General features: G+C 38.2%; 23 protein-coding genes. 11 read left to right on the top strand and 12 right to left on the bottom strand.

What is annotated here, in order from left to right:
• Nucleotides 1-65 precede the first annotated feature (65 nt).
• The 5 genes from GM418_RS16745 to GM418_RS16725 form a co-directional block, all read right to left on the bottom strand.
• Nucleotides 66-809 (bottom strand): outer membrane beta-barrel protein, encoded by a 744-nt coding sequence (locus GM418_RS16745; RefSeq protein ID WP_158868344.1) that lies wholly within the window; start codon nt 807-809, stop codon nt 66-68.
• Between the two features lie 153 nt (nt 810-962).
• Nucleotides 963-1,520: a hypothetical protein gene (locus GM418_RS16740; RefSeq protein WP_158868342.1), complete on the bottom strand. Its 558-nt coding sequence runs from the start codon at nt 1,518-1,520 to the stop codon at nt 963-965.
• Nucleotides 1,521-1,624: 104 nt separating this feature from the next.
• Nucleotides 1,625-1,942 (bottom strand): antibiotic biosynthesis monooxygenase family protein, encoded by a 318-nt coding sequence (locus GM418_RS16735; RefSeq protein ID WP_158868340.1) that lies wholly within the window; start codon nt 1,940-1,942, stop codon nt 1,625-1,627.
• A 3-nt stretch (nt 1,943-1,945) separates the two neighbouring features.
• Complete coding sequence (thpR, locus tag GM418_RS16730) at nt 1,946-2,521, bottom strand: RNA 2',3'-cyclic phosphodiesterase (RefSeq protein WP_158868338.1); 576 nt, start codon at nt 2,519-2,521, stop codon at nt 1,946-1,948.
• A 4-nt stretch (nt 2,522-2,525) separates the two neighbouring features.
• Nucleotides 2,526-3,119, bottom strand: coding sequence for a DUF4294 domain-containing protein (locus tag GM418_RS16725; RefSeq protein ID WP_158868336.1), 594 nt, complete (start codon nt 3,117-3,119; stop codon nt 2,526-2,528).
• A 105-nt stretch (nt 3,120-3,224) separates the two neighbouring features.
• On the opposite strand from GM418_RS16725, the gene GM418_RS16720 reads away from it, so the two are divergent.
• The 6 genes from GM418_RS16720 to GM418_RS16695 all read left to right on the top strand — a co-directional run bounded on the left by GM418_RS16720 (nt 3,225) and on the right by GM418_RS16695 (nt 8,732).
• On the top strand, nt 3,225-4,487 hold the full coding sequence (locus GM418_RS16720) for an arginine deiminase (RefSeq protein WP_158868334.1): 1,263 nt from the start codon (nt 3,225-3,227) through the stop codon (nt 4,485-4,487).
• A 103-nt stretch (nt 4,488-4,590) separates the two neighbouring features.
• Nucleotides 4,591-5,160 (top strand): RNA methyltransferase, encoded by a 570-nt coding sequence (locus GM418_RS16715; RefSeq protein ID WP_158868332.1) that lies wholly within the window; start codon nt 4,591-4,593, stop codon nt 5,158-5,160.
• 60 nt (nt 5,161-5,220) lie between these two features.
• Entirely contained in the window at nt 5,221-6,510 is a 1,290-nt protein-coding gene (locus GM418_RS16710) for a DUF2851 family protein (protein WP_158868330.1), read from the top strand.
• Complete coding sequence (locus GM418_RS16705) at nt 6,507-7,550, top strand: potassium channel family protein (RefSeq protein WP_158868328.1); 1,044 nt, start codon at nt 6,507-6,509, stop codon at nt 7,548-7,550. Before GM418_RS16710 ends, GM418_RS16705 begins: the two co-directional genes overlap by 4 nt.
• A 37-nt stretch (nt 7,551-7,587) precedes the next feature.
• The gene (locus GM418_RS16700) at nt 7,588-8,154 is read left to right on the top strand and encodes a DUF3267 domain-containing protein (RefSeq protein WP_158868326.1); all 567 of its coding nucleotides are present in this window, start codon (nt 7,588-7,590) and stop codon (nt 8,152-8,154) included.
• 98 nt (nt 8,155-8,252) lie between these two features.
• A complete protein-coding gene (locus GM418_RS16695; protein WP_158868324.1) occupies nt 8,253-8,732 on the top strand; it encodes a hypothetical protein in 480 nt (159 codons plus the stop codon).
• 6 nt (nt 8,733-8,738) lie between these two features.
• Here the strand turns inward: GM418_RS16695 and porE are convergent, their stop codons facing one another.
• From porE to GM418_RS16670, 5 genes are all read right to left on the bottom strand, one after another.
• Nucleotides 8,739-10,730 (bottom strand): PorE family type IX secretion system protein, encoded by a 1,992-nt coding sequence (gene porE, locus GM418_RS16690; protein ID WP_158868323.1) that lies wholly within the window; start codon nt 10,728-10,730, stop codon nt 8,739-8,741.
• Nucleotides 10,731-10,835: 105 nt separating this feature from the next.
• Nucleotides 10,836-11,621, bottom strand: a complete 786-nt coding sequence (locus GM418_RS16685; protein WP_158868322.1) for a T9SS type A sorting domain-containing protein — start codon at nt 11,619-11,621, stop codon at nt 10,836-10,838.
• Between the two features lie 17 nt (nt 11,622-11,638).
• Nucleotides 11,639-13,138 (bottom strand): DUF6029 family protein, encoded by a 1,500-nt coding sequence (locus GM418_RS16680; RefSeq protein ID WP_158868321.1) that lies wholly within the window; start codon nt 13,136-13,138, stop codon nt 11,639-11,641.
• On the bottom strand, nt 13,128-13,613 hold the full coding sequence (locus GM418_RS16675) for a TlpA family protein disulfide reductase (protein WP_158868320.1): 486 nt from the start codon (nt 13,611-13,613) through the stop codon (nt 13,128-13,130). The genes GM418_RS16680 and GM418_RS16675 overlap by 11 nt, the downstream gene beginning before the upstream one ends.
• Nucleotides 13,614-13,733: 120 nt before the next feature.
• Complete coding sequence (locus tag GM418_RS16670; protein ID WP_158868319.1) at nt 13,734-15,923, bottom strand: glutamine synthetase III family protein; 2,190 nt, start codon at nt 15,921-15,923, stop codon at nt 13,734-13,736.
• Nucleotides 15,924-16,225: 302 nt separating this feature from the next.
• Between GM418_RS16670 and GM418_RS16665 the strand changes: the two genes are divergently transcribed.
• From GM418_RS16665 to GM418_RS16655, 3 genes are read left to right on the top strand one after another with little or no spacing between them, the layout of a single operon-like run.
• A complete protein-coding gene (locus GM418_RS16665; RefSeq protein WP_158868318.1) occupies nt 16,226-17,584 on the top strand; it encodes a glutamine synthetase family protein in 1,359 nt (452 codons plus the stop codon).
• Between the two features lie 25 nt (nt 17,585-17,609).
• Nucleotides 17,610-18,653 (top strand): hypothetical protein, encoded by a 1,044-nt coding sequence (locus GM418_RS16660; protein ID WP_158868317.1) that lies wholly within the window; start codon nt 17,610-17,612, stop codon nt 18,651-18,653.
• A gap of 11 nt (nt 18,654-18,664) precedes the next feature.
• Nucleotides 18,665-19,516, top strand: coding sequence for an HAD-IIA family hydrolase (locus GM418_RS16655; RefSeq protein WP_158868316.1), 852 nt, complete (start codon nt 18,665-18,667; stop codon nt 19,514-19,516).
• On the opposite strand, the gene GM418_RS16650 is transcribed toward GM418_RS16655, so the two are convergent.
• Together GM418_RS16650 and GM418_RS16645 are read right to left on the bottom strand one after the other, a co-directional pair.
• Nucleotides 19,506-20,633, bottom strand: a complete 1,128-nt coding sequence (locus tag GM418_RS16650) for a pyridoxal phosphate-dependent aminotransferase (protein WP_158868315.1) — start codon at nt 20,631-20,633, stop codon at nt 19,506-19,508. The genes GM418_RS16655 and GM418_RS16650 overlap by 11 nt on opposite strands.
• 91 nt (nt 20,634-20,724) lie before the next feature.
• Nucleotides 20,725-21,735 (bottom strand): glutamine synthetase beta-grasp domain-containing protein, encoded by a 1,011-nt coding sequence (locus GM418_RS16645; RefSeq protein WP_217447503.1) that lies wholly within the window; start codon nt 21,733-21,735, stop codon nt 20,725-20,727.
• A 594-nt stretch (nt 21,736-22,329) separates the two neighbouring features.
• Between GM418_RS16645 and GM418_RS16640 the strand changes: the two genes are divergently transcribed.
• A complete protein-coding gene (locus tag GM418_RS16640) occupies nt 22,330-23,745 on the top strand; it encodes a TldD/PmbA family protein (RefSeq protein ID WP_217447502.1) in 1,416 nt (471 codons plus the stop codon).
• Between the two features lie 34 nt (nt 23,746-23,779).
• Nucleotides 23,780-25,096: a TldD/PmbA family protein gene (locus GM418_RS16635; protein ID WP_158868314.1), complete on the top strand. Its 1,317-nt coding sequence runs from the start codon at nt 23,780-23,782 to the stop codon at nt 25,094-25,096.
• Nucleotides 25,097-25,115: the final 19 nt, after the last annotated feature.

The following is a 25,115-nucleotide window of genomic DNA, read 5'->3' as shown; positions in this document are numbered from 1 at the left end:
CAACAGTTTTCAGAAAAAAATAAAGGTAACTATTTTAAAAGAATTACTAAAACCTGTATGTAAAACTATAAGCGGCTCAATAAAACAATATTTATTCCCAAAGAATATAAATGCCCTTCCAAAGTAGAATTAAATACAGGCGTAAAGGAATAACGAAAGAAAGGTCCGGCCTGAAGTTGTATGTGATCTGAAATGCGTGTTTCCATTCCTAATCCTGCCAGGCCAACAAAATTTACTTTATTAAAATCTGCATCAATTTTGTATGCGCTTTCTTCAATCCTATCTTCAAATTTTGAAACAGCCATAGATTTTCCATAAAGAAAAAAGTCGCTGGCAACTCCGGCAGAAACAAAGCAGCGAACATTCCTCTGCAAAAAATAATAATTTATTTTTACAGGAATCCCCCAATAATAGTAATGATATCTTACTGTATGCTTTTTTGGTATTAGCGGATCATTTTCAGCAGGATTTTCATCAAAAGTTTCAAAATCGTTAAAATCTATTTCATATTTCTCTCCTTTATCTGAAAACCGAACACCCGATTCCAAAGCTAGTCTGTTACTTATTTGGGAATGAACAACAATCCCGGTGGTAAATCCCAACCGAGCAAATTCATTTTTATTCCTAAACGAAATGAAACCGTCGAAATCCTCTTCTGAGCTGTTAAGGTATCGATAAGAATAATCAGGAGAAAACAGGATTCCGACTGAAATCTTTTTGGATAAACCCGCGTTTTCTGAATTTTGGCCGACAACAAAAAACGGGAAAAAGAGTAGTAAAAAAATTGTTGCAGTGTGGTTTGGTTCCATTGGATAAGATTTGATTAGATTGATTTTTAATCGTAAAACGTTTAAGCGACAAAAAAATTATGACACTAAAAGCTTTAATGGCCGGTATTCAACAAGCACTGACAAACTCCCGGAATATTGCTGCAAAAGACGCGAAAATAATTTTAAACCGGCTTAATTATTTCTCTCTTCTTTAATGTACATCGGATTAATGTCCTCCCAATCTGAAGTGTTAAAATTTTCAAGGCAATTTGAAATCACCTCCCGAATTCTTTGTTCGTGCGTTTTTGTGACATTTACTGCGGGCTGTTCAACAAAGGCTTCCGCCGCGTACAATTTCCCCAAACTGCCGTTTTTTTCCTTGTAAAACTCCATCTTTACCTCAGCTTTCCCTTTAACCGGCAGGCTCGAACTTTCTGAAATGTTCAGTTCCAAAATGCCGATAACAATTGGAACGCCATCTGAATCCTGCTCAAAATTCTCCTTCAAAAAGTTGAATACTGATTTTTCTACGCCCTCTTCAAAGTTGGCTGCTACCTTTGTCTTTTTAAAAACACCTTTTTGCACAAACCCAATATTCTCTTTGTTGTCTCGTTTATCAACAACTTCCTTTACATAAAATCCATCTGCACCAAAAATCACCGGTTCATCCTGTAAAACAATCTTTTCTTCCTGACTCCATACTATATTCTGTATGCCGACAACAAACAATAAAATAATACAAATTCTCATAGCTTCTAATAAATTTAAAACGTCAAAAATAACCAGAATAAAACGGTTTATAAATTACTTTCGCATATATTCTGGTTAAAAAACAATAAATATGAACCGGTTTATCATTTTCCAAACTCGTAATCGCGTTCCACTTTGGCTATTCTCGTTTTGTACGATTTATACCAAACAGATTTACCCTTTTGTTGTGCTTCCTGATGCTCAACATTTTGCTTCCATTTTTTGATGGATTCCAGATCTTTCCAATATGAAACCGTTATTCCAAGACTCTCGCGAGCCGATTCGACGCCCAGAAAACCTTGCTGTTTTTGCGCCAACTGTGTCATTTTTTCCGCCATCCCGGCATAACCACTATCTTCTTTCATTTTCAACGAAGTAAAAATTACAGCATAATAAGGAGGTTCCGGTGTTTTCGCTATCATTGTTTAAGAATTTAGTTGAACAACATGTAAAGGAATATATTGTGGTCTGTTGGTCTTCAGAATACTTTGGTAAAAAACAATCCCGGTTACCGTTATAATCTGAAATGTTTGATTTTTATACTCTTCCACAAACCGATAAAAACGCCTTTTATCTTTTAAAAATTTTATTCGTCCGATTGTTAAATGCGGTTTGAATTCCCTGTTTTCTTTTTCAAATCCCAAGTTATTTAAACAGGCCTCCAAATCGGCAACAAACAATTTCATTTGTTCAAAGTTACGGATACCCGAAAACAAAACCCGTGGTTGCCCTTTTGATTCAAAATACCCCAAACCATTCAATTGAAATACAAAAGAAGAATATTTTGCACCACTATTTTCAATACAATTTTTTACCTCTTGAATTTGAGCAGGAGAGGTCTCTCCCAAAAATTTTAAAGTCAAATGCAGATTGTTTTCTTCCACCCATTTTATTGCTTCCCCTTCAAACACATCCCTGCAATTGTGAAGTAAATTAACCAACTCTGGTTCGGGTTTAATTTTAACAGCGATAAATGTTCTGATATTTGAACTTGAATTCATAAATCTAAATGGGGCCGTAATATCCAACTTCAACCAAAGTTACTATCTCTTCCAGCATTCTGTCTTCTCCGTAAGGATCGTATTCATCTTTCAGGTTATTTTTGAAAATACGGGCAATTCCCTGCCAGAATACAGCGCTGAATTCACCTCTGAAATCCCGAATCAAACTATAGGGTGTTCGTTCCGTTTCGCGATTAATCAACTTCAAAAGTAAACGCCCGTCGGACATCGACCACCTTTTTAACTCATCTTTATGTTTGTCAAGCAACTCCTTTTCGAGTCCTTTCATTAATTTTCTTCTGTCGCGCTGATCTTCCAAGGCATAATATCTGGGTTCATATTCCTTTAGCAGATGGCGGGCTTCAACAGCCAGCGGATAAACCTTTTTTACTTTGGCCACCAAACGACTGTATCTTCTTTGTTGTCTTCGGTTCAGTTCTTTGGGATTAATGGTTATTTCGTCAAGTTTTTTGTAAACAACCGTATCTCCCTCTTCAATCAAACCAATAACAAAATCAGCTGAATCCTTCTCCTGCCCCACAACTGAAAAAGCAGGTAAAACAATGAAAATCAATATGTAAATATTTCTTTTCAGCATATTATTCTTTCAAGTGTAAAAGTAGAACGAATAATTTATTTTTCAATTATCAGAAAAACAAAGTTTATATCTTTGTTCACTATAAAATAAAAATGAAAATCGAAGATGCAAACCAGTATAAATTCTGAAATTGGCAAGTTGGAAGGTGTTGTTGTTCATACACCGGGAGCAGAAGTTGAAAATATGACTCCGGAAAATGCTGAACGTGCTCTCTACAGCGACATTCTTAATCTTTCCATTGCAAGCCGTGAATATGCACAAATGATTGGCGTATTGAGAAAAACAACGCAGGTACTGGAAGTAAAAAAATTGTTAAGCGATATTTTAAAAAACGATACATGTAAAGCACAACTTTTAAAAGATGTTTGTGTTCATGAACAAATCCCCGGCCTCGAAGATGAATTGCTCCAGCATAATGAGGAAGACCTTGCCGCTTTATTGACAGAGGGGCTAATTCTGGAAAAAAACAATCTTACAAATTACCTGAACAATGAGCGTTTTTTGTTACGTCCGCTGCATAATTTATTTTTCACCCGCGACTCGGCGATGGGAATGAACCAGTCGATGTTAATCGGTAAAATGGCTAATCCTGTGCGCGAAAGGGAAACGCTGATTATGGAAGCCATTTTTAAAAATCATCCGGTATTTGAAACGCAGGTAGTAAATCCGTTAAACAATAAAAGCAGCATTTTAAAAAGCGCCCAGATAAAAATTGAAGGTGGTGATTTTCAGGTAGCGCGTCCCGATGTATTTGTTATAGGAACCGGGATGAGAACCAGTACACAAGGCATTGATTTTATTATTGAGCACATCAAACAACAAAAAAAAGAACCACATCATATCATTGTTCAGGAACTGCCTTCAACTCCGGAGTCTTTTATCCACCTCGATATGATTTTTACCTTTTTGGATGTGGATACCTGCATGGCCTACGACCCGGTTATTTTTGGAACCAGTCGTTTTCGCACCATTCATATTCAAATTGAAAACGGGAAAGTGATTAAAATTGGTGAGGAGGCCAATATTCCTTCTGCCTTACGAAAACTGGGAATCGATCTGAAATCAGTTTCCTGTGGAGGAAAAGAAGATTTATGGGTTCAGGAACGTGAGCAGTGGCACAGCGGCGCCAACTTTTTTGCACTGGCTCCCGGAAAAGTAATTGGATATGAGCGTAACGTTCACACTGTGGAGGAACTAAACAAAAACGGATTTGAGGTTTTAAAAGCAACTGATTTGACAGAAAATAAAGTCTCAATTGATGATTATAAAAAATGTGTAGTTACCATTGCCGGTTCGGAACTGGCACGCGGAGGTGGTGGTGCCCGTTGTATGACAATGCCGGTGCGAAGAGCAGAGGTAAGTTGGTAGGAAACCTTCCCCGCCCATCCGAAAGAGGGGGTGAAAAAACATTACATGAAATTGTCAGTTTTAAAAATCAGAACTTTTATCTTTTTTCAGAAAACATAGTCGAATGCGAAAATTACGAAACAGCGAACTAAACAGATTAACAGTTGACGAATTCAAAGAGAAATCAAAAACTCCCCTGATAGTGGTGCTCGACAATATAAGAAGCTGTAATAATATCGGCTCTGTTTTCCGGACTTCGGACGCCTTTCTAATTGAAAAGATTTACCTCTGTGGAATAACAGCTACCCCTCCCAACAAAGAAATTCATAAAACTGCTCTCGATGCTGAAAAATCGGTTGAATGGAAATACCTCGAGAAAACGGAAGATGCTGTTACGGAGCTGAAAAACGCCGGTTTTAATGTTTACGCAATTGAGCAGGTAGAAAACAGTATTTCTTTACCCGATTTTAAACCGGAAGCCAACGAAAAGCTGGCAATTGTATTTGGGAATGAGGTAAAAGGAGTGCAGCAAAAAGTGGTGAATTTATGTGACGGAAGCATCGAAATTCCCCAGTTTGGAACAAAACATTCTTTTAATGTCTCGGTAAGCGCCGGAATTATTTTGTGGGATTTATTTCAGAAAATGAACGAAGAAAAAAATGCGGGAAAACTGAGGTTGACGAAATTAATTTGACATTACTGTTTTTTTGAATTAAATTCAAAAGCAAAAATAAACTTCGTTAACCCGGATATTATGTCTGAAGAATTCCTCCATTACATTTGGGAACAACATCTTTTTAATTCCCGGCCCTTAATAACTACTTCAAATCAATCGTTTGAAATTTTGGATACCGGCAAACGGAATTTTGATTCCGGTCCCGATTTTTTCAATGCAAAAATCAGAATTAATGGAACATTATGGGCCGGGAATATAGAGATTCACAAAAAATCATCTGATTGGTTCCTGCATAACCACCAAAACGACAAAGCTTACGACAATGTTATTTTACATGTTGTTGAAGAACACGACAAGCCTGTCTTTCGCACGTCAGGAGAAGAAATCCCCTCGTTTGAAATAAAATATCCAGGACATTTGAAAACCAATTATCAGAAACTGCTTGATGCCAAAACCTGGATTGCCTGTGAAGAACAATTTCACAAAATAAATCCGGTAATTCTGCAACTCGGATTTAACCGGCTGATGATTGAACGGCTGGAAAATAAAACAGATGAAATAATGCAGCGGCTGGAGCAAAATAACAACAACTGGAACGAAACATTTTACCAGGTACTTGCCCGGATGTTTGGTTTTAAAGTAAATAATCTTCCTTTTGAGCTACTTGCAAAATCGCTGCCCATTTCAACGCTGGCGAAACACAAAAGTAATCTTTTTCAACTCGAAGCTTTGCTATTTGGAAATTCGGGTTTGCTAAACCAGCAACTTCTCGGCGATGATTATTATCTGAAACTCAGAGAGGAATTTTCCTTTTTATACCAGAAATACAAATTGGTTCCCATTGAAGGCCACCTGTGGAAATTTATGCGATTACGCCCGGCTAATTTTCCAACAGTACGAATTTCGCAACTGGCGGCATTGATTCATCGTTCACAAGGTTTGTTTTCAAAGATTATTGAAATTGATTCTCTCGAAAAACTAAAAGAACTATTTGATGTTCAGGCTTCGGAATACTGGAATTCACATTACAACTTTAATAAAGAATCTCAAAAAAACACAACAAAAAGACTTGGGGAAAGTGCTGTAAACATACTAATTATTAATGTAGTAATTCCGTTTCTATTTGTTTATGGCGAAACACAAAATAAAACACAGTTAAAAAACCGGGCGCTTGATTTTCTTGAACAATTGCCTCCTGAAAAAAATTCGATTACAACAAAATGGGAAAAACTGGGAATAGAAAGTCGTTCCGCATTTGAATCACAAGCACTGATTCAGTTAAAAAACATACATTGCGAAAAGAAAAATTGTTTAAATTGCCAAATAGGAGTTAAACTTGTAAAAATCAATATTGATTCAACCGGATGAGCCAACCGTATAATAAATTCCAGGAAGTATCGAGCCGAACCTTACAAATCGGAGTTGGTCTTTTGCTTTCGATTGTTACATTCGGAACTTTAGGTTATCACCTTCTGGAAGGGATGAATCTTCTCGACAGTCTGTACATGACTGTTATTACCATTTCTACCGTGGGATTTAAGGAAGTGGGTGCCGAACCACTTTCCCAGCAGGGAAAAATTTTTACAATGGGTTTAATCATTACAAGCCTGGGGAGTTTGGCCTACGTAGGATCAAATATGGCGAGGTTTGTTTTTGATGGCGAATTGGCAAACTATATAAAAACATACAGGGTGGACAAAAAAATTGCAAAACTAAAAAACCACGTAATCATTGTGGGCTACGGCCGGAATGGCGAGCAGGCTGCCTTGGAACTGGCCGAACATGGAGTAAATTTTGTTATTGTAGACAAACGCGACAATGTGATTTCAAGGGTGCGCGAAAATCCCGAATTACTATACATTAAGGGCGATGCAACACACGAAGAAATCCTGGAACAGGCTCAGGTATACAACGCCCGTGCTTTAATTGCCACAACACCCGACGATGCCGACAATGTATTTGTTGTATTAACCGCCCGGAGTATGAATCCGAATTTGACCATTATCAGCCGCGCCTCCGAACTGGAATCACAAATGAAACTAAAACGGGCGGGAGCTACCAACGTGATAATGCCCGAACGGATTGGCGGACAACGAATGGCAAAACTGGTTCACCAACCCGATGTGGTAGAATTTCTGGAATATGTTCTTTTGCAAAAATCGCAGGATGTGAGCCTCGAAGAGCTTTCCTGTAAAAACCTGGCACAACGTTTTGTTGGAAAGTCAATTGCAGATTTGCGGGTAAGAGAAGTTTCAGGAGCAAATATTATTGGCATAAAAATTAGTGGAGCCCGGTATGTTTTTAATCCCGACCCCAAAATGATATTATCACGCAACGACCAGCTTTTTGTTTTAGGAAATCCAACACAGATTAGCAAGCTAAAGGAAGTAATGATTTCTGATGAATAAAAATTACAGCCACTGACTTTTTTAAACCCTTCAAATCATGAAATTTATATACAACAAATTCCCTGACGATGAAAATTTTAGTCCTGAAAAAGATGAATGGATCCCATTAAAAGAACCTGATAATTTATGGACTTCGCAATTATGGGCACTTCCATTTATGATAATCAATCCCCTGGTTATCATTCTTATTTTAAAAATTATGGGGATTACTTTTATATTAAAGTCGGCCAACATATTTTTGTCTTTCCTCATATTAATGCCGATTCACGAATTCATCCATGCTCTTTTCTTTCCCGAGAAACTAAAATCAGATAATATTTTCGTTGGATTTACGATGGCAGGTTTTGCATTTTTTGCTGCTTACATTGGCGAAATGAAACGAAACCGTTTTATTGTAATACTGCTTGCTCCGCTTATAATTATTTCATTACTCGGAATTATTATTTTGGCGCTTGTTGGCAGTAATAGTCTTTTAGAGCATATTATTGTATGGAATTCATTTGGCGCCTGTGTGGATTGCCTGGGCGTTTTTATGGTATTAAGGCAAGTGCCCCGCAATGCATATGTCAGAAATAAAAAAATCAGAACTTACTGGAGGTTATAAAAAGATTTCTCTTTTTATGTATCACTTTACTGATTGGTATAAAAATTGTGTTATCTGAGAATGTTATATCACTCTTATTTTCAATTAAAATCTAAATAATGAAAACTTTAATTCCCCTTATTTCATTTATTTTTCTTTTTTCGGCCTCAATACAAAAAAAAGAACAAACCCGGGAAAATAAAAAAGCCGGAGACAAATCCAGAATGGAACTTGCTGGAGAAGTAATTCAAGCCGGCAAGAAAGATACAACCCTGGCTTATAAAGTTATCAGAAGCAATCCAACCTTACGATACACTGTTCGAAGAGTTGGAAATGGAAGCACTGTTTTGTTTTCAATAAATAACGGAAGAAACAGTATCCCCAACTATGTTGATTTTTCGAACAACGCTGGCGTGTTCCATGTTACCGGAAATAAAAAAGGATATGAGAATATTACTTTCCCGTTCAAATGCAAGGTAAATAGTTCTGTCAACTACATGGTTAACCAGTTTAACAATAAAGGTGCCTTATTAAACGATTTTGAAATAGAAATTTACGAGCCCGGTTTTTGGGAAGTAAATTTCAGATTCAAAATATAACACTCATTATCTCTCTGGTTCTGCATCATATTTCTGAATAAAATCGGTAGAAAGCACTCTGAATTCTGTGCGCCGGTTGATGGCTTCTGCAATTCCCTGTTGTTCCGGTGTTAACTGGTTGATAAATTCTTCAGTTAATTCATCGTTTCTTTTTAGAAAATCGTATTTACTGGCCATTTCTCTTGTTACCGTTTTGGGCCACGTTTCTCCATATCCTTTTGCGACCAACCGTTGGGGATTAATCCCTTTTTCAATGAGGTAGTCAACAACACTTTGTGCACGTTTCTGTGAAAGATCGAAGTTAAACTGGTCACTTCCAACGTGGTCGGTATGCGCCATCAATTCAATTGTAATTGTTGGATTAAATATAAGAATCTGCACAAGTGTATCAAGCGCAACTTTTGATTCGGGTAACAACTCCCAGCTACCAAATTCATAATTAATATTCTCCACTTTTATCGGAGCATCAGTGGGAGTAAGATACATATCAAATGTAAAATCTTTGCTGTCTTCCAGACCAATTGTATTTGCTGCCGCTTTATCACGTAAATAACCATCTTTAAATGCTGCGAAAATATATTCGGTTTCCGGTTGAAGTTTTAGTTGAAATTTTCCGTTTTTGGTTCGCATTTTCAGATTTGTACCATCGGTTCCAATAATTCTGACTGTTACACCATCAATTTTGTTTCCGCTTTCCTTATCAAAAACTTCACCACTTGCCTGAAAAATTTTTGGTGGAACCAGAAAAGAATACAAATCATCTCCCCGGGATCCTTTCCGGTTGGAGGAAAACATTCCTTTGTTCTCCCCCTGAACAAATGCAATTCCAAAGTCATCGCCGGGTGAATTCATTGGCGAGCCCATATTATTAACTACCCATTCTCCATCTTCGTTTGTGTTCGCGACAAAAATATCAAACCCACCCATCCCCATATGATAATTGGATGAGAAATACAATTCACCGTTATCTCTTACAAATGGAAACATCTCATCGCCAGGTGTATTAATAACCGGTCCCAGGTTTACCGGATTACTGAAACTCCCACCGGAGCCCTGCGCCATCCATATATCTTTTCCTCCCTGCCCACCCGGCATATCGGAAACAAAATATAACACAGTTTCATCCGGACTAAATGCGGGATGTGCAGTAACAATACTGTCGCCGGCAATTTGAACTTTTATAGGTTCCGACCAATTTCCTCTCGATTGGGATGTGGAATATAATTCGGTTCCCATAGCCTGTGTTTTTTCATAACGACAGCGGGTAAAAATCATCTGTTCTCCTGTTGATGACAGTGTGGCTGCACCTTCCTCATCGCCTGTATTGATTACAAAATTTTCCTCCAACAATTTCGGCTCTTCCCATTTTTGGCGCTGGATGCCAAAAGTTGCGCGAAACAAATCAGCATAATCCTGTCCGGTAATCATACTTTCCTTTTTACCGGTAGCAGCTTTGCGGGTAGAAGTAAAAATCACTTCATTGTCGCGGCCACCAACAAACACCGGAGCATAGTCACTTTCCCGCGAGTTGATTTCCTTAATTGGATTAATGATATGACGTGTGGGGTGAGCCACCCACTCCTGTGTCTTCCTAATTGCCTCCAAACCAGCTTGTCCTCTCTCGTCACCCGGAACTGAATCAAGGAAAATACGGTAATTTTCAATCGCCTCTTCATAGTCCTGGGCGGCTCTCAACATTTCGGCATTATAATAGATGGCAATTGGATCGGGGTAACCGCGTCGGATAGCATTTTTATAATACAAAGCTGCCATTTCATAATCGCCTATGTAACGGTAACATTCTGCCAGCGAAAAGGCATATTCCATCCGCTTTGTACGATCTTTTTCCTTTCGGCTGGCCTTTCTGTATTTTTCAATGGCTTTGTAATATTCACCGATATCATGAGCCAACAATGCGTCTCTTCCAAGCTTGCTGGCTCCGCAGGAAGCCAAAAATAAAACGATTAAAAAAAGTAGCGCTAATCTGATTAACTTCATACCCATCCAAAATTTCGGGAAGTAAAAGTAAATGTTTTTTTTTAATGACTGTTACAATAACGTCTCTTTAGACAGATAAGTATATCAGATTTGTCTGAATTTTCATTAATTTACAATCATCTTCCTGATCGATAAAAAGTCTCCCGCTTCGAAACGGTAAAAATAAATTCCTTTCTCCAATTTTGAGGTATTTAGGTCGATTGAATACTTTCCAACCGAATGATGTTTTGCGAAAGAATGCTCAATCAATTTTCCAGTAATATCAATAATCGAGAATTTAACAAACACTGGTTTTGATACAGCATACTCAATTTTTGTTTGTTTGGTGCACGGGTTTGGATAATTTTGACTTACAGAAAATTTATCGACACCGGATAAATCGGTAACGGGTGTTGATATATTGTTTAAAGCGCTCTCAATCACAGCGGCAGCATCATCTGCATCAGAGCTTGCGGCAGTTGTTCCTTTAAAAACCATGGTTCCTTCAGCATCGATTACAATAATTCTGTCATATGTTGAAGACCAATTATCTGCTACTGATTTTCCTTTTTGAAGATAAATTCCACTTAAATTAGTAGTATTTTTAAAGGTGGTGAAAGCTGCCGCACTGCCATCCCAGGTGTCGATTATTAATGCCTGGAAACTGGAATTTGAATTATAAACATCCAATATGTCAGACTTTATAGTAGGGGCAGACGCAATACACAAGGGGCAATTGTAACCAACGAGAAAAACAAATACAACTTTCCCTTTGTTATCCGAAAGCGTATAATTTATCTCATTTAGTGTTTTTAGCGTAAAATCGGGTGCTGTTTCCCCTACATTTTGCGAAAATATTGTGTGAGCAAAAAGTAAAATTATTGTCGTCAAAAAAATAAATTTCTGTTTCATGACTTTTCTTTTATAGATTAAATTCTCAACATCCATCTCAATTCAGCTCCTTTAAAATCGAGAACTTCGTAGCATATTCCTGAAGTACAGGTAGGTCCGCCCCTCCGTTTCCCTACAAACAATTGCAATGTATTTTTTCTATTTGGCTTCAATGAAAAATTCAGTCCCGGGTAAAATTGATGTGTTTCAATTTCTTTGGTGTTTGCAACATCTGCAACTTTTTCATCGTTGGTAAATTCCAAAACAAACGCCGCCGAAAAGCGGGACGATTTATTCAGAATAAAGCCGGTATATAAATTTATAAACGATTGGGTTTCGGTAATTGTTCGCTCAATCTGTTGAATTTCAGACTCAACTGTCCCTGACCAATCTCCCGCAAGAATATGCGTAAAATAAAATCCTGTTGCATACCTTGCGTTTTCAAACAGGATATCGTCGTATGAATAATCGATAAAAATTTTAACCTGATTCTTTGACCGGAAAGTAAATTGCCAGTCAGCAAAATATTCTCCAGAATCATAATCTTTATCCCCAAGATCATTTTTTGAGTGGGAATGATTTACTGTGATTAAATGATTTTCAGCCGGAACAAAAAAGAGCTCAAATTGGTAACCACTTTCATCAAAATAATAAGGGACGTGGGTACTGCGATTAAGTAATTTATAAAAATGTTCTTTTACCAGCGTAGGCGGATCGGAAATTCCTGAACCTATAAAAATATTACGGTAGTCTTTGAGTTCGAGCGAAGCCCCCAGACCGGGTTTCGAAAACCCAAGACTAAAATAGGCGCCGTACGAATCGCTGTTTTCAAAGCTAAAAAAATTTTCTCCCGCATTTATTCTGTGCGCCAACTCGCCGTAATAATCAAAAAACCGAAGTAGATTTCCACTAATCAGGGCAGATAAATATTTCGATTTCTTTTCTTTTGTTTCATTTTGTAATCCGATAATACCGATGGCTTGATTCGCGATTTTAAATTTTGTTTCAACAGCTGTAACCAAATCCAGTCTTCGGTCATGAGCTGTTGGAGGCAACTGGTTGATTAACGATTTCCCACGCAAGGCTTTTACATGCATCAATTTATTTGAGTAGCTTCCGGAAAACCCCACCGCATCGCGATAAAAACCCTGTTTCACACGATAAATCTGATCTTCATATATTGAATTTTTTATTTCGTATCCCCGGAATAAGATTCCTTTTCCCAATGTTTCATAAAAATGCCCGGCTTTAAGGTTTATCCCTTTGCTCCTGTAATTAAGCGCATATTGGGTAATTTTTGTGTAAGCTATTCGTAATGAATCTCCTGAGTAATAATTCTCTAACCGGGCTGACACCCTAAATTCTTTAAACCGGTAATCTAAATTCAGCTGGTCGTAAACAGAGTTTACATATTGAGGATCGGTTCCGGGAATATTTCCAATTTGATATTCAGCCAGATTGTTTCCTGTGAGTTGTGCTTTTAAAGAAATCACACCGCAACAAAAGGCAAGCAGTAAAGTTGTGTGTTTATTTTTCATTGGCTAACAATTTTTCCAGATTATTTTTAATGGCTAGCTCGTCTCCCGGGTTGTAGCCTTCGTGAATAAAAACTTCATCGCCTTTACTATCAAGAACAATCAGCGACGGAAAAACTGTGATATTGAATTCGTTTACCAGCTCCAAATCGGGATCCAGGACAACCGGATATTCGATATTTAAAGAGTTTGCAAAAGGCTTTACTTTTGCCTGGTTTCTGGGTCCATCGGTATTAACACCTACAAAAGCTACCCCTTCATTTGAGAACTGATGATAAAGTGCGTTTATTTTAGGAATAGATGAAACACATGGTTTGCACCAGGTAGCCCAAAAATCGAGTACTGTCAATTTTTCACCGTTTAATTTCTCCAGTGAGATCCAGTTTTGCTCAAGGTCCTGAACCTCCATATTACGAATCTGAGCACTGGTAAGCGTTACAAAAAAAACGGAAAAAATTAAAAGTAGATACTTTTTCATGGTTGCTGTAAATAAAAAAAGACAATTCATTCTTCTACTACAACAACTTCATTAAAAATTAGTTGCAAAAAAAAGGTCCCGCATCAGCGAAACCTTTCTCACAAATTATTATGCAGTTATTTAGCGAACAAACAACAACTCGCGATATTTTGGAAGTGGCCATTTTTCATTATCAACGATCAGTTCCAGCTTATCGACATGATAACGGATTTCATCAAGAAAAGGTTTTACTTTGGTATCGTAAGATCTTGCTTTTTCTTTAACATCTTCCACAACGTTAGCAACTTTTCTTGCCTCAATCACCTCTTTTCGGAGCGCTTTTATTGCAGAAATATGTTCCCCGATTTCTTTTATCAATTCTTTTCTTGCTCCCGCCAGAGAATCAAATTCATCATCAGAAAATACATCTTTCAGGTTTTTTACATTTTCCAGCAGCATGGTTTGATATTCGACAGCAGTTGGAACGATATGATTGATTGCCAGATCTCCCAAAACACGAGCCTCAATCTGTATTTTCATTACAAATTTCTCGTATTCAACTTCCACTCTTCCGTGTAGCTCCGACTCGTTAAAAACCCCCATTGAATTAAACAGAGCGATACTTTCCGGACGAAGATAAGATGCCAGCGAATCAGGCACATTGGTAATATTTGTAAGCCCTCTTTTTGTCGCCTCATCCACCCAGTCGGTACTGTATCCGTCGCCATTAAACCGGATAGGTTTCGAGTCAATTATCAGGCTTTTTAAAGTCTGAAAGATAGCTTCATCCTTTTTTACTCCCTCTTCGATGAGTTTGTCAACCGCTTTCTTAAAATTTATTAACTGATTGGCAACTACTGTATTCAGTACAATAAGCGCCGATGCGTTGTTGGCCGAAGACCCAACAGCACGAAATTCAAAACGGTTACCGGTAAATGCAAAAGGAGACGTGCGGTTACGGTCGGTATTGTCAAGAATAATTTCAGGAATCCGACCAATATTTAGTTTTAATGCTGTTTTTTCATCTGGTGTCATTTTTCGGTCAACCACTGCTTCTTCCATTAAATCGAGCATTTTTGAAACTTCAGTTCCCAGAAAAACCGATAAAATTGAAGGAGGCGCTTCGTTTGCTCCCAGGCGATGTGAATTCGAAGCATTCAGAATACTAGCCCTTAATAAATCCTGATTGTCGTAAACTGCTTTTAAAGTGTTTACAACAAAAGTGAGAAACTGTAAATTTGTTTTTGGATTTTTCCCGGGTGAATACAAATTCACTCCCGTATTTGTGGAAAGTGACCAATTATTATGTTTCCCGGATCCATTAATTCCCGAGAAGGGTTTTTCATGAAATAGTATTCTGAATTTATGACGACGGGCTATTTTTTGCATAATGTCCATCATCAATTGGTTATGATCATTTGAAAGATTTGCTTCCTCAAAAATCGGAGCCACTTCAAACTGATTGGGAGCCACCTCGTTGTGTCTTGTTTTAATGGGGATACCCAGTTTGTAAGCCTCATTTTCAACATCCTGCATAAAACGATTAACACGTGTTGGAATGGATGAAAAATAATGATCGTCCAACTGCTGATCTTTTGATGATGCGTGCCCCATTAACGTGCGTCCGGTCAACACCAGGTCAGGGCGAGCCATATACAAAGCTTCATCAATAAGAAAGTATTCCTGTTCCCAGCCCAGATTTGCCTGCACATGAGTAACATTTTTATCAAAGTACTGACAAACAGCGGTAGCAGCTTTATCGACAGTTCCCAATGCACGTAAAAGCGGAGTTTTAAAATCAAGCGCTTCACCTGTATACGATATAAATATCGTAGGGATGGTTAAAGTTGTTTCGCTGATAAAAGCCGGAGAAGTCGGATCCCATGCAGTATAGCCGCGGGCTTCAAATGTTTGACGAATTCCTCCGCTTGGAAACGATGATGCATCGGGTTCCTGCTGAGCAAGCAATTTCCCTGAAAACGATTCGATAACACCTCCGTCGGCACCGTTGACGATAAAAGCATCATGCTTTTCCGCTGTTCCGTCGGTCAACGGATGAAACCAGTGGGTATAATGTGTCGCTCCATTTTCTATTGCCCAGGCTTTCATTCCCTGTGCCACCTGATCGGCCATCTTCCGATCGACGGTTGTTCCGTTTTCTATCGCGTCCACCACTGACTTATATGCTTCACGCGATAGATATTTTTTCATTTTTGTCTGGTCGAATACCAGCATTCCAAAATAATCGGAAACTAAATTGTCTTCTCTAACAAATTCCACAGGTTGGCGATTGAGGACTTCCTTCAACGCATTAAATCTGAATTGAGCCATGTCTGTAAAGTATTAAGTCTGTTAATTTTATTAAGTTGAATTCAAAATTAATATATTTTCCATCACACCCCATCAAAATCTCAAACTCAAACTCAAAAAAAATTACATATTTCCAATCCACACCCCTAAAAACCGACAACCTATAGAAAAAATTAACAAATTCTCAAAAATCATAATATCTTATCTCTTTATTTCGATTTTTACTTTAAAAGCGTTTTTATGCCCTTCTGTATCGATTTTCGACAAAATGAATTTGATATTTGCTGAAACATCAATTATTTTACTTAAAATTTCAGAAAGAAATGAATGAGGAAGAAATTATAAAAAAAATCAAGGAATCAGACCATTTAAGAATTAAGTACGGTATACCCGATGTAGATGGGATTTTAAGAAGCAAATACATTCACAAAAATAAATTTTTAGAAGCTGCTAAAAGTGAAATTGGATTTTGCGACGTAGTTTTTGGCTGGGATTCCGGTGACCAGTGCTATGACAACTCAATGGTTACCGGCTGGCATTCGGGTTACCCGGATGCCAAAGCAAAATTAGATTTTGCGACGTTTCGTGAAATTCCATGGGAAAATGATGTTCCTTTTTTTATAGCCGATTTTAGCAACGATGAAAAATACGCATCAGCCTCTTGTCCGCGAAGTTTATTAAAACGCGTAAAAAAACAGTGCAGCGAAATGGGATTTAACGCCATTTTTGCCCAGGAATTTGAATGGTTCAATTTTAGGGGTACACCTTCTGAAATTCATGATTCCAATTTTCAGCAATTACAGCCCATTACCCCCGGAATGTTTGGGTATTCCGGGATACGGACATCTTTAAACCATAATTATGTCGCCGAGTTGTTTAACCTTCTTGAAAAATTCAATGTCGCTATTGAAGGAGTTCACACTGAAACCGGCCCGGGAGTTTATGAGGCAACTGTAATCTATGATGATATTCTGGCAGCGGCTGACAAAGCAATGCTTTTTAAATCGAGTGTAAAAGAAATTGCTTACCGGCATAACTTTGTTGCCACTTTTATGGCTAAATGGAATACAAATCTTCCGGGCTGCGGAGGACATATTCATCAAAGTTTATGGGATGAATCGGGAACCAGAAATTTATTTTTTTCGGAAAACGGCAGTTCAGGAACAACAGAATTACTGGAGCATTATATTGCAGGACAGTTAGTTTGTCTCCCAGAAATTTTACCCATGTATGCTCCGAACGTGAACAGTTACAAACGAATTGGGCACGGCGACTGGGCTCCGGCAACGCCAACATGGGGTATTGATAACCGAACTGCAGCAATCAGGGTGATTCCGGGCAGCAAAAAATCGTCAAGAATTGAACTTCGTGTACCTGGTGCCGACACAAATGCTTATCTTGCTATGGCAGCCTCGCTGGCTTCCGGACTTTACGGCATTAAGAACAAATTAAAACTCAAAGAACCGGAAACAAAGGGGAATGCATACAATGAAACAGAAAAAGGAACACTTTCCACAAACCTGGCTGACGCAACAGAAAAGATGGTAAATTCAACCATCGCCAGAGAACTGTTCGGAGCGGCTTTCGTGGAACATTTCACAAAAACACGTGAATGGGAATGGCGGCAGTTCGAAAAAAATGTTTCCGACTGGGAATTAAAGCGATATTTTGAAATAATTTAACCGATATAAAGAATCTGAAGAACAGATGCAAAAAATAGATCCGCTGTTAATAATAAGACATGCCTGGCGCGAATTTGACGACAGACATGAAATAAAAGGTATTTACGATGTAAGTGCACACGTATCTACCAACCAGGTATATAAAGTTTCGTTTTACGAAAGAGAACCGGTTTTTGCCAAACTTTCTGATTATGGCAGATTTGACGATTTCAGAGAAGATCATATTATCATCAACAACCTGGCAAACAACCTCGAAATGCCATACCAGAATTTTCTCGCTCAATCATTGGTAAAAAAGAACGAACTTTTTATTTACCGTTTTCATCAGGTAGAAAACAGCGCATGGGTCATTTTTTATAATCCGATAAAAATTCGAAACAAACTCCCGCGCCGCCTGGAAGAAAAACACATTAAAAAACTTGGAAGAGAACTCGCAAGGTTTCATAAAGCTTGTACAAATATTTGCAACCAACTCCCCAATCCTTCAAAAACGGTAATTACCGATATCCATCAACTTCAGAAATCGATTGAGAGAGATGAAATTGAAATGGATGAATCGCACAAAACCACGATTCAAAAACACTGTGAATATTTTCTTGTGAATGCAGATAAGGTAAATTATGCAAGTGAATTTGAAAACATACCGGTATTTGTAGACTGGAATATTGGAAATTTTTCGATTACCGGAGACGGAAAATTTCAATCGCGATGGGATTATGACTGGTTCCGGATGTCCTCACGGGTAATGGATTTCTATTTTTTCAGCCGGGTTGTTTCCGATGTAGGAGATCGCACAGTATTCAGTTATCTTGTAGATACTTTGATGGAAGACCGGTTTATGATGTTCCTGAAAGAATATCACAGAATTTATCCTTTAACCGAGCCGGAAGTACGTTTTATAAAGGAAGCTTACCGTTTTTTTATTTTAAACTATGTTGTAAAAGATGGTCCGTATTTTTTTCGTCAATACTATTCGAGCAAATTGATAAAAGAGGCTTATGAAACTTATTTCCCTGCTCTGGATGCAAATTACAGAGTAGAAAAGATATTAAGAGAATTAAATATTTAATCAAAAATAAAATGCGAACAAAAAGTTTCAGAAGTGTAGTTAAAAACTACAAAGCCGTATTTTTTGATGCATTTGGTGTGTTGAAGAATCACAAAGGTCTAATCCCTGATATAGAAAAAACGTTTGAATACCTCGAGAGAAAGGGAATACATTATTATGTATTAACCAACGATTCGTCGAGAAGTCCAGAGGAGCTCGCAAAATGGTACCAAACAAGAGGAATACGGTATATTACTACCGATAAAATTCTTTCTTCAGGAATGCTGGCCATGGAATTTTTTAAAACAAAAGTTACCAATGGAAATTCAGTTGCCTATCTAGGAACAAGTGCTTCAGCGCATTACATTGAATCGGTTGGATTGAATACGATACCGGTTGCCGATATTGATTTAAACAATCTGGATCATATTGAATCTTTTGCTTTTTTGGACGATGAAGGGTTTAGCTGGAATGATGATTTAAACAAAACGATTAACCTGCTTCGGAAAAAAAACATGACGGTTGTTGTTGCAAACACCGATATTAACTACCCTGTAAGCAGAAACGACATTTCTGTTGCCATTGGCGGACTTGCAGACATGGTTGAAAATATCATCGGGAAAAATTTTATCCGTTTTGGAAAACCCGATGCACAAATGTTCCTGCTGGCCTACGAACGTGCGTTACAGGATATTCAGGTAAAAAGAAACGAAATTTTAATGGTTGGTGACACGTTGTTTACTGATATTATTGGCGGCAACAAATTTGGACTGGACACTGCGCTGGTTCTTTCAGGAAATACACTACCCGACATGGCCAAAATAAGAATTGGGAGTTCCGGAATTATCCCAACCTATATTTGTGATTCGGCGGTTATTGAATAGTTTTTGAGCCAAGCACCTTTTTCAGCGCCCGAATCAAAATTTTGTCTTTTTGTCTTCCCTGAGAAGCAGCACGAATATGAAATTTATCCAGACCAACTTTATTGCTGCAGTCGCGCACATAAACACCGTATTCTTCAAGCAGTTGCTTTTGAATTTCGGTCGCCGTTGGGCCATGGCATATTTTTATCAATAGAAAATTACTCCCCGAAGGATACACTTTTAAGCCGCCTATTGCTGAAAGTTTATCATACAAAACGCCCATGTCATCAATCACCTTCTTTCGGCCGATATGATATTCATGATCCGTACTTTTTAATTGAGTCAGAAAATATTCTGCTAAGGTATTGATGTTCCAAACCGGCAGTGCATTTCTGATTTGTTTTAAAAAATCTTTGTTGGAAGTACAGCAATATCCCAACCGTAATCCGGGGATACCACAGTGTTTACTCATACTACGAACAATCACCAGATTTGGAAAACTCTCCACAAATTGAATCAAGCTTGGAATTTCCTTTCCGGAAAAATCAATAAACGATTCGTCAATCAAAATGAGCTTCAGATGTCTCATTTTCCCAAGAAATTCAACCATTTCCTTCACTGAAATAAACTGCCCGGTTGGGTTTCCGGGATTGATAATTAACGCAGAAGTTAATTCTCTCAGGTTGATCCATTCTGCGTACTCTTTCAAATCGAGCTGATAATCATTTTCAGCAGGTAGTTGAAACAGTTTTGCCTGATCCAAACTTCTTAATTTTTCAATATATTCTCCAAAAGTTGGAATTGGTATGGCAATACTTTCAATGATATGCTTCTGAAGGAGTGTTATCAACTCAGTCGCACCGTTTCCAACAACCAGATATTCAGGATTTACATTAAGTACCGATGCCAAATCTTTCTGCGCAAGAATAGGATTACTCGACGGATATGATTTAATAACTACCGGTAACTTTTTTTTGAGCTTGCGAAGTAGTGAAGTTGTAGGATAATACGGATTGGCAATAAAACAAAAATCAGTTACGTGCCCCAGCATTTCCTCTCCAACAATATCAACAAGCGAAGGTGAGTGTGAAGTGTCATAGAATAAATGATGATTGATTTTTATTTTCTTTTTATACATTTCGCCGGAAAAGTTTACGGTTAAGGCCTAAAAAAAGCTGCCCGCCAATAGACGAACAGCTTCCGAATATATATAAAAATTCAGTTAAATTCTAGCTTGCACTTTTAACCGTTTTAATAATCCTTGCAGCAATTTTGTAAGGATCGCCATTTGAAGCAGGACGACGGTCTTCCAAACGACCTTTCCATCCATCTTCTACTGTTCCAACAGGAATACGGATTGAAGCACCACGGTCGGAAACACCATAGCTGAACTGGTCGATTGATTGAGTTTCGTGTAAACCGGTCAAACGCTGATCGTTAAAAGCTCCGTAAACCTCGATATGTTCCATAATATGTTTTCCAAATTCTTCACAAATCGATTCAAACACAGCTTTATCGCCACATGTACGCATCAATCCATTTGAGAAGTTTGCGTGCATACCTGACCCGTTCCAGTCGAGTTCCTTACCCAGTGGTTTTGGATGCCATTCAACATCAACACCATATTTTTCAGCTGTACGTTCCAAAAGGAAACGCCCCATCCAGATTTGGTCACCTGCGTTATGTGCACCTTTGGCAAAGATCTGGAATTCCCACTGGCCTGCTGCTACCTCAGCATTGATACCTTCAACATTCAATCCAGCTTCCAAACATAGATCCAGGTGTTCTTCCACAATTTGACGACCAAAAGCTTTTGAACCTCCAACACCACAATAATATGGTCCTTGTGGTCCGGGGAAACCTCCAGCCGGGAATCCTAACGGAAGACGGGTTTGTGGATCATACAAGAAATATTCCTGTTCAAAACCGAACCAGAAATCTTCATCTTCTTCTTCAATATGAGCACGTCCATTGGTTTCATGTGGCGTTCCGTCCGGATTCAGTACCTCAGTCATTACCAGATATGCGTTTTTACGATCCGGATCAGGACAAATAAAAACCGGCTTTAACAAAAGATCAGAAGCCCCACCAGTTGCCTGATTGGTTGAAGAACCATCGAATGACCAAACCGGACAATCTTCCAGTTTACCACTAAAATTTTCTTCAATTCTGGTTTTTGCTCTTAGCTGTTGAGTTGGTACAGAACCATCAAGCCAAATGTATTCCAATTTTGATTTCATGATGTAATAATTTATTTATTAATTAAGATATTTTCTAAAAATCCAATACAAAAATATTTTAAAATGAAATTTCCAAACGCCTTTTTGTAGCAATTTGTAAAAAATTAATACTAATTTCACATTAAAACTAGACTTTTGTCAACTCCCCCCAAGTCCAGGCTACCTAAAAGTAAAATTATATACAATTTTCTGAAAAAAAATTACTTTTAGGCAAGTAAATTCCACAAAATCTATATTTTTTTCAACACCACCCCCTGAAAAAAATTGTCGACATATGTAATTCCCAACCAAAGAAAGCAGAGCCAATAAAACCCAACAACAATCTTTTTAACCCTTAAATTTTATATCCTATTTTCCTTTAGTCAATATCAACCCGAGCAGAAACTTTATTTCAATCGGAACGTTAATAAAAAACTGTAATTTTGCCGGGGTCATTCACACCTATTGATTTTGGACGTAAAAAAAACTAAAATCAAGATAGTATGAATGCCAACAGACGAAATTTTATAAAAACCAGCGGGGTTGTGGCAACAGACGGTTTATTCCTGTCGCCGTTTTTTACAATCATGGCAAACAATTAAAAATTCTTCTCACGTGAGAAACTATTTGGATCATTTTGAAGTTTCAACAGAAACACTACAGAAAGTTATTGCTGCTGCAATGAGCAAAGGAGGCGATTATGCCGATTTATATTTTGAACACAAAACTTCAGGAAACCTCGGACTGGAAGACGGAAAAGTAAACCGGGCATTCTCAAACGTTGATTTTGGAGTTGGCATCCGTGTTTTAAAAGGAGATCAGACAGGCTTTGCTTACACCGAAACATTGTCGTTAAACGAAATGCTAAATGCAGCGAAACTGGCAGCAAGCATTGCGAATGAGAACAGCACTTTTAAACCCAATAAAACAGAGGAAAAAATTCCTTCAGATTTTTACTCCATTTCTAAAAAATGGGACGATGTATCGGTCAAAGACAAGGTCCCCTTTGTTCAGAAAATAAACGACAAAGTTTTTAAACTGGACGAAAAAGTGATAAAAGTAAATGCTTTTTTAAACGACGAAACCAGCTATATCCTTTTTTACAATTCGGAAGGAAGACTCACCTACGATTATCGGCCGATGGTTAATTTTGGCGTAGTTTGTATCATGCAAAAAGGCGACAAAATTGAAAACTTCTATTCCGCCCGCTCTTTTAGAAAAGGATTTGAATGGCTTAGCGATGATTTGGTTAGCGAACTGGCACACGAAGTTGTTGACGGGACCAACCTTTTATTTGAGGCTGGGAAACCAAAAGCAGGCGAAATGCCCGTGGTAATGGGAGCAGGTGGCTCAGGAATATTACTTCACGAGGCCATCGGGCATACTTTCGAAGCTGATTTCAACCGCAAAGGCACTTCCATTTTTAGTGACAAAATGGGCAAAAAAGTGGCTGAAAAATTTATTAATATTATCGACGACGGAACCTTGCCAAACAATCGCGGTTCCATAAACATTGATGACGAAGGGAACGACACACAGAAAACATATCTTGTAAAAGACGGCGTATTAAACAGCTATATTCACGACAGAATCAGCGCCAGTTATTATTATGTTAATCCAACCGGAAACGGGAGAAGGGAATCATTCAGAAATGTTCCTCTTCCGCGAATGAGGGCAACATACATGGAAGCAGGACCTCACTCAAAAGATGATATTATTTCCAGTGTTGATTACGGTGTTTATGTTGACAACTTTAGCAATGGAGAAGTTAAAATCGGAGCCGGTGATTTTACATTTTTTGTTAAATCAGGATTTTTAATCGAAAAAGGCAAATTAACACAGCCTGTTAAAGATATAAACATTATCGGCAACGGGCCCGAGGCACTTGCCGATATATCGATGGCAGCCAATGATTATGCAATTGACAACGGAACATGGACATGTGGAAAAAGCGGCCAGTCTGTTCCGGTTACCTGTGGCTTGCCAACAGTTTTGGTAAAAAGTCTTACCGTTGGCGGAACCAATGCCTAAATCAATTGAACAAAAATCCAAAATTTTGAACATCATGACAAAGGAAGAAAAATATATCCTGGCGGAATGGGCCATGAACCATGCTCTTAAAGCCGGAGCCCAGCAGGTTAGTGTAAGTATATCGAACAGCAAAAACAGCAGTATTGAAGTACGCGAAGAAAAAATCGACAAGTTGGAACAGGCAACACAAAATAATCTTACCATTCGCTTGTTTGTTGACAAAAAATACTCGGCACATTCTACGAACCGTCTAAAAAAGGATGAATTAGCGGGGTTTATAGAGGAAGCTATTGCGGGAACAAAATATTTGGCTGAAGATGAACTCCGCACTTTACCTGAACCTGAACGATATTATAAAGGTGACGGAAAAGATCTGCAAATTCTTGATGCAGCTTTTAATTCCATTTCTCCTGAAAAAAAGATAGAACTGGCATTTGCAGCTGAAAAAGAAGTTTTAGGAACAGATGAAAGGATAATTTCTGTTTCCACCTCATATTACGACGGGCTAAATGAAAGGGTGATGCTGGCAAGTAATGGTTTTAAGGGAGATACATCCAGTTCGTATTATGGAATTGACGCCTCTGTTTCAGTAAAAAGTAAAGATGCGCGACCTTCGGCAGGCTGGAGTGAAAGTGCAATATTTTTTGATAAACTCCCCCGGAATGGTATCGGGAAAATTGCACTTGATAAAGCATTGAAAAAAATAGGGCAGAAAAAAATCGCGTCGGGAAAAATGTCGATGATTGTGGAAAATCGCCAAATGGGAAGAATTTTTGGCCCCTTAATTTCAGCGCTTAGAGGTTCTGCAATCCAACAAAAAAACTCGTTTCTGATTGATAAACTGGATAAAAAGGTGATTTCAGAAAAACTCTCTGTAACCGATAATCCGTTTGTTATTGGAGGTCGTGGCTCCCGTCACTTTGACGGAGAAGGCCTGGCAACGACAAAGAGGACTGTTTTTGAAAAAGGTGTTCTGAAAACCTATTACATAGACACTTATTATGCAAAAAAGCTAAATACCAAACCAACAAGCGGGAGCATTACAAACCTGGTTTTTGAAACAGGAAATAACGATTTACAAGGCTTGATACAAACCGTAGAAAAAGGAATCCTGGTTACCGGATTCAATGGGGGAAACAGCAATGGGACAACGGGAGACTTCTCTTTTGGAATTGAAGGTTTTCTGATTGAGAACGGTGAAATCAAGCATCCTGTCTCCGAAATGAACATCACAGGAAACATGTTGGAATTATGGTCAAATGTTAGTGAATTGGGAAATGACATTAACACCAATTCATCGTGGCTCATTCCCTCGGTATTGTTTGAGGGAGTTGATTTTAGCGGTACATAAAAACACTTCGAATAAGTTA

Origin of the sequence: Maribellus comscasis (assembly GCF_009762775.1) — a bacterium.
Lineage (GTDB): Bacteria > Bacteroidota > Bacteroidia > Bacteroidales > Prolixibacteraceae > Draconibacterium > Draconibacterium comscasis.
The sequence above is the reverse complement of the archived record's forward strand: the minus strand, read 5'-3'. Positions and strand labels throughout refer to the sequence as shown.